At 73.6% G+C, this 10,402-nt stretch carries 3 protein-coding genes and 1 pseudogene; 1 reads left to right on the top strand and 3 read right to left on the bottom strand.

Annotated elements, in window-relative coordinates; genetic code table 11:
* Positions 1-955: 955 nt before the first annotated feature.
* The 3 genes from AB0M26_RS28775 to AB0M26_RS28765 form a co-directional block, all read right to left on the bottom strand.
* Complete coding sequence (locus AB0M26_RS28775) at positions 956-4,891, bottom strand: UvrD-helicase domain-containing protein (protein ID WP_365265475.1); 3,936 nt, start codon at positions 4,889-4,891, stop codon at positions 956-958.
* A gap of 259 nt (positions 4,892-5,150) precedes the next feature.
* Positions 5,151-8,759: an ATP-dependent DNA helicase gene (locus AB0M26_RS28770; RefSeq protein ID WP_365265473.1), complete on the bottom strand. Its 3,609-nt coding sequence runs from the start codon at positions 8,757-8,759 to the stop codon at positions 5,151-5,153.
* A 373-nt stretch (positions 8,760-9,132) separates the two neighbouring features.
* A complete protein-coding gene (locus tag AB0M26_RS28765) occupies positions 9,133-9,540 on the bottom strand; it encodes an MGMT family protein (protein ID WP_365265471.1) in 408 nt (135 codons plus the stop codon).
* Between the two features lie 309 nt (positions 9,541-9,849).
* Between AB0M26_RS28765 and AB0M26_RS28760 the strand changes: the two are divergent.
* Positions 9,850-10,402, top strand: a pseudogene (locus AB0M26_RS28760) (hypothetical protein); the annotation flags it as partial.

The raw sequence follows: 10,402 nt of genomic DNA, 5'->3' as shown, positions 1-10,402 counted from the left end.
CCACCCCCCAGGTCATCCCATCGACAGGGGGCAACAGCCATGCCGGACCCGGAGGCCGGCGGTCCCCTTGCGGAACCGCGAAGAAGATAACGGGGGGAATGCAGGGGCTGGCGAGGGCTGCCCCAGGCGCGGGAGCACCTGGCACGGGCACGAACGCGGGGACACCTGGAGCGGGAACGCGGACAGCGCGCCAGACGCGGGGACGGGGGGCAGGGGGACGCGGGGCGGGCCGGGGACGCCTTGCGAGGGGTAGCAGGGCGGCCATTCGGCGGTCCGTGGGCGCGAGCGCCATGCGAGCGGGCGACGGCACGGGGGCGCAGGGACGGGTACGGGGGCGCAGGGACGGGCACGGGGGCGCAGGGACGGGCACGGGCTTCCCCCAGGCGCGGGGATATCGGGCGCGGGGAAGCCTGGAGCGGGGACGCGGGCGGGGACGGGGGCAGGGCGCCAGGCGCGGGAACGCGGGCAGCCGGCGCGGGGACGGGGGACGCGGGGCGGGCCGGGGACGCCTTGCGAGGGGTAGCAGGGCGGGCACGCGGCGGTCCGTGGGCGCGAGCGCCATGCGAGCGCACGCCGGGCGCGGAGGGGGACGCCTGGAGTGAAGGCCAGGCGCGGCCACCGGACCCAGGGACGCCAGGCGCGCGGGATGAGCACGCCGGTGGTCCAGCTCGTCGCGAAGTCGTGCCCACCGGAGCCGGTGACGCGGGGGTGGTGACGTGGGGGTGGGGAGCGGACGGGTGCGCGGGCACGAGCGCGCAACCGCGGGCCCCTCAGGCGCGGGCACGACGGGTCGGACAACCGAGCGCGGGGGCGGGCGCGCCGAGCGCGCGAGGCGGGATCTGCACGCTGCCGGTCATGCTCGTGGCCGCGAAGGCAGCCGTCGCGGAATGCCGGTCACGTCCGCGGCGACTGCCACCGGCCGAGCCGTACCTCGGCGGCGGAACCCCCGTGGACGTCAGGCGGCCCCCAGGAGGATGCGTTCCAGGGCCTCGCGGTCCGGGAGGTCGGGCGGGTGCACGATCTCGCCGGTGCGGACATGGAGGAACGCCGCCGTCACGGCCGAGAGCGGCAGGTCGTGCTGTTCGGCCCAAGCGAGGCGGTAGACCGCGAGCTGGAGCGGGTCGGCGGACCGGCCGCGTCCGGTCTTCCAGTCGACGATCTCGTACGCGTCTCCGCCGTCCGCCCCGTCCGCCCCGTCCGCCCCGTCCGCCCCGTCCGCGCGGTACACCGCGTCGATGCGGCCGCGGATCACCCGCCCGGCGAGCGAGAGTTGGAATGGCGCCTCCACGCGGTACGGGGTCCTACGGGCATACGGGGTGCGCTCGAAGGCCTCCTTGAGTGCGGCCAGGTCGCGCTCGTCCGCGATGTCCGCCGCGCCCACGAGGTCCGCTGTCCCGTCCCCGAAGATGTCGTCCGCGCCACCCGGCAGTTCGTCGGGGCCGAGCAGCGGCAGCGGCAGCTCCTCGAAGCGCGACTCCACCCACGCGTGGAAGCGCGTGCCACGGCGCGCGGCAGGTTGCGGCGGCCGCGGCATGGGCCGGGCGAGCTCCCGAGCAAAAGCGTCCTGGTCGTCCGCGAGGCGCAGCAGTTGCGACGCGGTCAGCGACTGCGGCAGGGGCACGTCCCGGACGGTCGCCCGGGACCGTCGCAGCTCGCCGGTGAGTGCTTCGAGATCCCGGTCCCACGAGGCGACGGCCCGCGCCTCCTCGGGTGTCAGTGCCGGAGTGTTCCCTTCGAGTTCGGCCAAGGACGCCGAGGGCCGCGTGGCTGACGCGGCTGCAGGTTCCGGACCGGAGTCGGAAGCGGGTTCCGAATGGGGCGCGGCAGCGGGTTCCGGACCGACCGCGGAAGCGCGTTCCGGACGCGAGGCGGACGCGGTCCCGCCCGCCTTTTCCGTTGTGGACCCGGCCGCTCCCGCCGTTGTGGACCCGGCCGCCACCGCCGTTGCGGACCCGGCCGCCACCGCCGTTGCGGGCTCCGTTCCCTCCGCCGTCACCGGTCCGGGCACCCGGGGCGCCGCCGTCGGCGACGACGGCCGCGGCCGCGCCCAGGTGTCCCAGCCATCGGGACCAGTTCCGCTCTCGTCACTCGCCTCCTCGCACTGGCCCCCCGCCCAGAGTCCGCCCTCAGGGACTCCTTCCGCCTCCGGCGGCGGAGGCCAGTCCGGGTCGTATGCCGGGGCAGTCCCCACCCCGGGTGCAGCCACCACCGTAGGGGCAGCCCCCACCGACGATTCAGCCCCCGCCCCGGTTGCAGCCCCCACTGACGAGGCGGTCCCGTCCGCCGTCGTCAACAGCTCGTCCAGGTGCGCAAGGACCGCCTCCGCGGCTCGGCGGCGCAAGGCGAGGGCCGTGGGATCCAAGGGCAGAGGCCAGGCCTGGTCGGCGGCCGCCGATGCCTTCAGGGACGGGTTCTCCTCGCCCTCTCCCGGCTCGTCGGCCCAGAGCTCGATTTCCCCGTGCCCCTGTTCGCAGTGTTCGCGCAGAGCCTCCAGGAAAACGGACGGGCCCCGCGGCTTCTTCTGGGCCGGTCCCCACCAGTGACCCGACCCCAGGAGCCGCGAGCGCGGGCGGGTGAACGTCACATAGCCCAGGCGCAGTTCCTCGGTCGCCTGATGGTCCTTCATGGCCGCTTTGTAGGCCGCCATGCCCGCTCCGTCCCACTCCCCCACGTCCGGGAGCGTGGCCGCGTCCCCGCGCAGCGCGTGCGGCAGCACCTTGGCGTTGGAGGTCCAGGACTCGCGCGCCTGCTCGCTCGGGAAGTGGCGGCCGATGAGTCCGGGGACGGCGACCACGTCCCACTCCAGGCCCTTCGACTTGTGCGCGGTCAGCACCTTCACCGTGTTGTCGCCGCCGGGCAGGGCGTTGTCCAGTCCCTTCTCGTGCTGGGCGGCCGTTCGCAGAAAGCCGAGGAAGGCGAGCAGGGTGGCCTCGCCGTCCAGGGCGGCGAAACCCGCCGCCACATCAAGGAAGTTGCGCAACGTCTCGCGGCGGCGGGCGGCCAGGGCCTGTGGAGACGCGGACAGCTCGACCTCGAGTCCCGTGGTGGCCAGCACACGGTGGAGCACGTCCATGAGGGGGTCGGCAAGCGAGCGCCGCAGATCGCGCAGCTCGGCCGCGAGGCGCGCGAAGCGGACCCTGGCCTCCGCGGAGAACGGCAGACCGTCCTCCACCCCTTCTGCCACCAGGAAGGTGTCGAGCGCGTCCGCGAGCGAGACGACCTCGGCCGGGTCGGTGCCCTCGACGGCCCCCGCGAGCCGCCGGTCGGGGTCCGTCTCGTCGTCGGAAGCTGTCCGGCGTACGAGCGTACGCGCGCGGCGGCCCAGCAGCGCCAAGTCCCGCGGGCCGATGCGCCAGCGCGGCCCGATGAGAAGCCTGACCAGCGCCGCGTTGGCCGTCGGGTCCTGCAGTACCTCGCACACGGCCACCAGGTCCGCTACCTCCGGGAGGTGCAGCAGTCCGGAGAGGCCGACCACCTCGACCGGGACATCGCGTTCCACCAGCGCGCCCTGGATCTCCGCGAAGTCGCCTGCCGTACGGCACAGGACGGCGATCTCCCCGGGTGGTGTGCCTGTGCGGACCAGGTGGGCGATGGAATCGGCCAACCACGCCAACTCCTCGGTGTGGGTGGGCAGGAGGGCGCAGCGGACGGTGCCTTCGCGCTCGGCGCCCTCGGCCGGGCGAAGGGCCTCCACGCCCTCGTGCAGCGAACGCAGCGGTGCGGCCAGCCGGTTGGCCAGGTCGAGCAGACGTCCGCCGCTCCTGCGGTTCTCGCTGAGTGCGAAGCGGCGCGCCGGAGTGCCGTCGGCGTGCGGGAAGTGGGCGGGGAAGTCGTCGAGATTGGCGACGGAGGCACCGCGCCAGCCGTAGATGGCCTGGCAGGGGTCGCCCACCGCCGTGACTGGATGGCCGGTGCTGTCGCCGAAGAGTGCGGCGAGCAGCAACCGCTGTGCGACGGAGGTGTCCTGGTATTCGTCGAGGAGGACGACAGCGAACTCCTCGCGCAGGATGCCACCGACCTCGGGTTGCGTGCGTGCGAGCGTCGCGGCCAGCGCGATCTGGTCGCCGAAGTCGAGCAGATCGCGGCGCTTCTTCTCCTCGCGGTACGCGCCGACCAGCTCCAGCAGTTCGAGCCGCGTGCGGGCGGCCTCCGGAGCCTTCCGCAGCTCCGCGTTGGACAGGCGGATCTCTTCCAGGAACTCCAGGAGCCCGGTGTCGTACGCCCTCAAGCGATCGGTGGGGACGAGGTGTTCGGCCAGTTCGGCGTCGAGCGCGAGCAGGTCGTCGACCAGTCCGGGCAGGGACTTGGTGAGCGCCGGATACGGGCCGGGGGCAGTCCGCAGGACGCGCGCTGCGAGCTGGAAGCGGGTGGCGTCGGCAAGCAGCCGCGCGCTGGGTTCGAGCCCCATGCGCAGGCCATGGTCCTTCAGGAGCTGTCCCGCGAACGCGTGGTACGTGGAGATCCGCGGCTCACCGGTCGTGTCCCCGCAGACGGCAGGGGCGCCCGCTGCACCGGTCGCGCCGGGTTCGCCGGACGGGGCCGGCGCCGCGTGCGCGCCCGACGGTCCGGGCCCGGAATCCGGGGCCGGGACGGCGCCTTGGCCGTCCGCGGGGGCCACTCCGGCTTCGACGAGTGCCTTGCGAACACGCTCGGACAACTCGCCCGCGGCCTTGTTGGTGAAGGTGAGTCCGAGCACCTTGTCCGGCGCGACCCGGCCGGTGCCAACGAGCCATACGACCCGCGCCGCCATCACCGTCGTCTTCCCCGAACCCGCTCCCGCCACGATCACCTGGGGGGCGGGCGGCGCGGTGATACAGGACATCTGCTCGCGGGTGAAGGGGATGCCGAGGAGTTCCTTGAGCTGCTCGGGTTCGGTGATACGGGATGCCACGCAAGTGAGGCTAGTCGGCGCCACTGACAGCCGAGGCGCCAGGCGGGCCACGCCCCGCCGCTCGCCCCGCTCACCGCGGCGCGGCAACCCGCACCAGGCGCAATCCCCGTACACATCACCGCACCATGCCCGACCGCACCAATCAGCACCGCACCACACGCGACCGGCACCCGGTACGGCCGCAGCACGGCGACTGCCGTACCGCAGCCCGCCGTCACTCCGCGATTGACCGGACCGTCACTCCGCGATTGACCGGCCGTCACTCCACGATGTGACGCCCCTCCGCCTTCGCCGTACAGGAGTTGCGGAACGCACAGTGACGGCAGTGCTGGCCGGGGCTCGGCGCGAACCGCTCGTCCAGGACGCGCCCTGCCGCCGTGGCCAGGAGTTCCCCGATCCATCCGGCGTCCTCCGCCGCTCCCGAAGCGTCGGCGGACACCTCGGGAGGCGGTTCCTGCGACTGGACCACGGGTACCCGGTCGCCGCCGTCCTTCCGTGGTGCGCCCAGGCGCAGATGGACCAGCTCCGCGCCTCCGGGCTCGACGGCGCGCCCCCCGAAGGCGTCGTCCACCGCCCCGGCCCGTACGGCGAGTTGGTACACGGCAAGCTGTGGGTGGCGGGCGACCTCCGGCCCGGTCGGCCTGGTCCTGCCGGTCTTGAAGTCGACGACGTAGGCTCGGCCCCGCCCGTCCTCCTCGACCCGGTCCATGCTGCCGCGGATCCGTACCTCGTACGCACCCGCTTCCAGGGTGACGTCGAAGTCGTGCTCCGTGGCGACCGGCGACCGGCCTCCGCGGTCCATGACGTGCCAGCGGAGGAAGCGTTCGAGGGCGGCACGCGCGTTGTCCTTCTCCTGCCGCGACTTCCAGGGCGCGTCGAAGGCGAGGGCGTCCCAGACGGAGTCCAGCCGCTCCATCAGGACGGCCAGGTCCGCGGGCGTCCGTCCGGAGGCGACCTCGTCGGCCAGCACATGCACGACGTTGCCGAACCCCTGGGCCGCGGTCGCCGGCGCGTCCGCCTTCACCTCGCGCCCGAGGAACCACTGGAGCGAGCAGGTGCCCGCGAGTTGGTCCAGAGCGCTGCCGGAGAGCGCGACGGGGCGGGTCGGGTCGCGCAACGGGACGTCGCTGTGTGTCGGCTCGTACAGGCCCCACCAGCGGTGCGGGTGCGCGGCCGGTACGAGCGGCTGGTCGGTGTCGTCGCGCAGCGCCGCGAGCCGGGCCAGCCGGTGGGCCGCCGCGTCACGGAGTGCGGGAGAGGCGGCCGGGTCGACGGTGGTGGCGCGCAGTTCCGCGACGAGCGCTGCGACGGAGAGCGGGCGGCGTGAACGGTGCGCTGTTCCGGCCGGTTCGACGCCGAGTTCGGTGAGGAAGCGGGAAGGCTGGTCACCGTCCTCCGCTGCCGCCCTGACGGCGGTGATGACGAGCCGGTCCCGCGCACGCGTGGCGGCGACGTAGAACAGCCTCCGCTCCTCGGCCAGGAGCGCACCGGGCGTGAGGGGTTCGGCGATGCCGTCCCTGCCGATGCGGTCGGCTTCGAGCAGCGAACCGCGCCGCCGCAGATCGGGCCACAGCCCCTCCTGAACGCCCGCGACGACGACGAGCCGCCACTCCAGGCCCTTGGAGCGGTGCGCGGTCATCAGGCGTACGGCGTCGGGGCGCACGGCCCGTCGCGTGAGGGTGTCGGCGGCGATGTCGTGGGCTTCGAGCTCCTCCAGGAAGTTGAGGGCACCACGGCCGCCGGTGCGCTCCTCGGCGCGGGCCGCTGTCTCGAAGAGGGCGCAGACGGCGTCGAGATCGCGGTCGGCGTTGCGGCCCGCGGCCCCGCCGCGGCGGGCGGCACGTTCGAGCCGCTGCGGCCAGGACGTGCCGTCCCAGAGCCGCCACAGGGCTTCCTCGGCAGTGGCGCCGCGGGCCAGCGCTTCCCGCGTCTCACGCAGCAGACGCCCGAGGCGCTGCGCCCCGCGCGCGTACGCCGGGTCGTGCGCCGTGAGCCGCTCGGGTTCGGCGAGCGCCTCGGCGACGAGCACGTCCGACGGACGGGGCACGGTGCGCCCCGCGGCCCGCTCCTCCTCCCTCAACGCCCGCCCGAGGCGCCGCAGATCGGTGCTGTCCATCGCGCCGAGGGGTGAGGTGAGCAGTTCGACCGCTGTCTCGGTGTCGATGAACGGTTCGGACATACCGTTCGCATTGGCGTCGGGGCGGGGCGCGCCCGCCCGGTCCACCCATTCCGCCTCGTGCGCCCCGTCCGCTTGCGGTGCGGCGCCCGTGGTGTGCGGCGCCTCACCGTCGTCCGCCGCGAGTTCCGGGCTTCCCGTACCGTCCGCGAAGTGCCCAGCCGAGTCCGACGGGTCCGCCGAGTCAGACGGGTCCGCCTGGTCCGACCGGGCCGACGGGTCCGACCGGGCCGACGGGTCCGACGACGAGGGGTCCGCCGGGTCCGACGGGACCGACAGGACCGACGGGGCGAGCGCCCGCGCCGCCGCTCTGGCCGCCACCCGCAGGGCCGTCAACAGCGGTGCGGCTGCAGGTTCGTGTCGCAGCGGGAGGTCGTCACCGTCGATGTCAAGAGGGACGCCCGCGGCGGTCAGGGCACGCCGGACGCCCGGGATCGTACGGCCCCCCGCGCGGACGATGACCGCCATCTCCTCCCAGGGCACGCCGTCCTCCAGATGCGCGCGCCGGAGGATGTCGGCGATCGTGTCCAGTTCGGCGCCGGCCGTCGGACAGGTGTACACCTCGACGCGCCCCCCCTCCCGCACGGCCGTCAAGTCCCGGTGTGCGCGTACGGCTTCGGCCGGGAGGCGGCTGAGCGGCATCCTGCGTGTGACGCGGCGGGTGGCTTCCAGGAGCACGGCGCCGGAACGGCGCGAGGTGCCGAGCACCTCCACGTCCGCGGGGGTGCCGTCGGCCTTCGGGAAGGCGTGGGGGAAGTCGAGGATGCCGTTCACGTCGGCGCCGCGGAACGCGTAGACGGACTGGTCCGGGTCACCGAAGGCGACGAGCGTACGTCCGCCGCTCGCCAGCGCGTGCAGCAGGCGGACCTGTGCGACGTCGATGTCCTGGTACTCGTCGACGAACACCGCGTCGTAACGTGCCGTCAGTTCGGCCGCGACCTCCGGGCGGCCCGCCAACAGCACGGCGCGATGCACCAGTTCCGCGTAGTCCAGGACCCCTTGGGCGTCCAGCACGTCCAGATACTCGGCGAGGAAGGAGGCCGCCGCTTCCCAGTCGGGCCGCCCGGTCCTGCGTGCGAAGGCGCCAAGCGAACCGGGCCCGAGGCCCAGTTCGCGACTGCGCGCCAGCACGGCGCGGACCTCGTCGGCGAAGCCCCGCGTGGTCAGACAGGCGCGGAGCTCGTCGGGCCAGCGGACCGCCGCGCGTCCCTGCTCGGCCAGTTCGGCCTGCCCGGCGAGCAGTTCACGGACCACCAGGTCCTGCTCCGGGCCCGAGAGGAGCCGGAGCGGATCCACGAACAGCTCCACGTCCTGGTGGGCGCGGACCAGCGCGTAGCAGTACGAGTGGAAAGTGGTGGCCTGCGGGCTGTGGGTGCCGCCCAGCCGGGCCGCCATCCGGTCGCGCAGTTCGACCGCTGCCTTGCGGCTGAAGGTGAGGACGAGGATCCGCTCGGGGTCGGTGCCCTTGGTGACCCGTTCGGCAACCGCCTCCACGAGCGTGGTCGTCTTGCCCGTGCCCGGACCAGCGAGGACGAGCAATGGGCCGCCAGGATGGTCAACCACCGCGCGCTGCCGTGCGTCCAGAACAGGAGGACCGGTCGGCTCCGGGGGCGTGCGCACCAGTCGGTACGCCCCGGTGGCCGGTTCTCGTGCCTGCCGGTGCGCCGAAGTGGTCGGGGTGGAGGAGCTCACGTGGTTCGCCGGTCCTGGTGGGTGTGCTGTGCTGCGTGCGTGCGTGTTACTGGTTGGGCGTGTTACTGGTGATGGTTCCGTGGAGTCCGTGGACTCCGGGGCTTCCGTGAACGATGTGGGGTACGTGGATTCCGTGGTTTTCGTGATCCTTGCGAGATGCGAGGCCTCCGTGGTGCGGGCTCATGACGCTACGCCCTCGGAGCCGCGGACCGCAGCGCGTCGTCCCCGTGGTCGCCACGGCCGGCCAACCTCCGTCCCGCATCTCCCCGGGGGCGCGTCCCCCACCGGTCATGGCCCCCGCCGCGCCGGCACCAGGGCGAATACTGAAAGGGAGCTGTGGATCACGTCTTCTGCCGTCACATGGCGGAAGCTGTCAGATATGAGCCCCTTCGTCCGCATTGCCGGTGACACCCGGATCGCCCGCGGCGCCGCCCCCCGCGCCGCCATCCCAGCGGGCCCGTGCCATGTCGATCTTCGGCATATGGCCCGCTGCGGTGCGCGAGGCCGCGCGCAGCGGTGTGCCCTCGGCGCGGTAGTGGGCGAGGGCCTCCTGTTCGTGACCGGGCAGGAGCGCCCCGTCGGAGCGGACGACACGCCACCAGGGCACGGCGCCGCCGTACAGGGACATCACACGGCCCACCTGACGGGGGCCGCCGTCACCCAGCCATTCGGCCACGTCCCCGTACGTCATCACCCGGCCGGGCGGGATGTGCTCGGCGACGTCCAGCACCCGTTCCGCGTACTCGGGCAGGGGCTCGACGGGCGCGCTCTCGGGACTCACTCAGCCCATGGTGCCGTACGGGACCGACAGGACGGTTTCCGGCCTTCGCCGGTCCCAGCGTGGGGCGCACGGAGCCGAGCGGGGGCGCCGCTTCCGCTTCGCCCGCCCTCGAAATGCACCCCTGATGCCTTCCTCCGGGGCCCGGCCATGCCACCATCTTCCGGGCGGTGACTGGTGATACGCGACCAAAGAGAGACGGCCGAGCAGCAGAGTGCGGGAAGCCCAGAGGGGGCCGGCACCTCTGGCGGGCCGTCACGCCCGGACACTGGCGCAGGATCCGATTCGGCCACGGCGGGACGGCCGGCGGAGGTGTCGGCAGAGAAGGCACAGGGCGGTGACCGCGGTGACGGGCAGCCGGGGGACCGCGGTGACGCCGGGCTCGACCACCACGCTGACGCCGGGACCAACGACCCCGGTGACGCCCGAACCGACAACCACGCTGACGCCCCCACCGACAACCCCAGTGACGCCCGAACCGGCAACCACGCTGACGCCCCCACCGACAACCCCAGTGACGCCCGAACCGGCAACCACGGTGGCGGCGGGACCGACAACCCCAGTGACGCCCGAACCGACAACCACGCTGACGCCCCCACCGACAACCCCAGTGACGCCCGAACCGGCAACCACGCTGACGCCCCCACCGACAACCCCAGTGACGCCCGAACCGGCAACCACGCTGACGGCGGGACCGACAACCCCAGTGACGCCCGAACCGGCAACCACGGTGGCGGCGGGACCGACAACCCCAGTGACGCCCGAACCGACAACCACGCTGACGCCCCCACCGACAACCCCAGTGACGCCCGAACCGGCAACCACGCTGACGCCCCCACCGACAACCCCAGTGACGCCCGAACCG

Source organism: Streptomyces sp. NPDC051776, assembly GCF_040681345.1.
Classification (GTDB): domain Bacteria; phylum Actinomycetota; class Actinomycetes; order Streptomycetales; family Streptomycetaceae; genus Streptomyces.
The sequence above is the reverse complement of the archived record's forward strand: the minus strand, read 5'-3'. Positions and strand labels throughout refer to the sequence as shown.